The following is a 1,000-nucleotide window of genomic DNA, read 5'->3' as shown; positions in this document are numbered from 1 at the left end:
TATCGCCCAAACTGGTTAAATTTTAACAGTGACAACTATCCTGCCAGAGGGGGATGTCATGTTGATTTAAGTTACTGGAACTTAAATAAATTCAACCAATTCCATCATCTATATATTTCAAGTTAAAGCATTTTTATGTAGTATACAACTCTGTAAATAGCGCGCTGTTGCTGGCAATAAGGATTATTGTTTTGAGTTGCATATAACAACCTGTTGGTAGTGCTCAAATTCTCACTAAGTCGCTGTTTATACAACAATTGAAAATTCATGAATTACATTCCGTATGATAAAGGGAAAATGGACCGTGAACTCTAGTAGATTAGCTTTTATTGCTATCATCTCATTATTTCTTTCTGCTTGTATGACAACAGGAAAACCTGCTTCACAGCACGACGAAGAATCAATTAATTTACCTCATGGCGATTCCAATACATTTGCTGGAAGTAGCTTTGATGTTCAGATAATGGATGGAAAAATTGAAGGCGTTGATAGCGATATTATTGATGTAGCTTATATTGAAGTTCGTGATCGACCTGGCCATATCAAAAAGATAACACTTACAAACTCTTTGTTATTTGATTTTGCACAGCACAATATTAAGCCTGAAGTAAAGCAACAAATTACTTCTGTAAGCAAAGCTATTCATGAGCACTACTCTCAAGAATACATTTATGTCGTAGGCCACACTGATAGTGTCGGTAAGCAAAGTCTCAATTCACGCTTATCGGCTAAACGTGCAACAAGTGTAGTTCAGGTAATAGGACAGAGTAGCTACAAGGTTGATCATAATAAAATTGAAATCGTTCCTGCTGGTGAGTTTTTCCCTTTAGTTCCTAACGACACTAAATCTAATCGAGCTCTTAATCGTAGAGTTGAGATTTTTATATCACCATCAAGAGAACTTGCTCTGGATTACTTCAAGCGTTATGGCTGCCCCCAGGAAACATGATCTGCTCCAGTAAGACTGGACACCGCATTAAGCGACATATTGTTTTTCAAA

1 protein-coding gene is annotated in these 1,000 nt (G+C 36.7%); it reads left to right on the top strand.

Annotation, left to right across the window (positions count from 1 at the left end; translation table 11 throughout):
- Positions 1–304 precede the first annotated feature (304 nt).
- On the top strand, positions 305–949 hold the full coding sequence (locus AB6D80_RS25090) for an OmpA family protein (protein ID WP_372189928.1): 645 nt from the start codon (positions 305–307) through the stop codon (positions 947–949).
- The last annotated feature ends 51 nt before the right edge of the window (positions 950–1,000 follow it).

This window comes from Vibrio sp. 10N.247.310.17, from assembly GCF_041466605.1.
Taxonomy (GTDB): domain Bacteria; phylum Pseudomonadota; class Gammaproteobacteria; order Enterobacterales; family Vibrionaceae; genus Vibrio; species Vibrio tasmaniensis_A.
The sequence above is the reverse complement of the archived record's forward strand: the minus strand, read 5'-3'. Positions and strand labels throughout refer to the sequence as shown.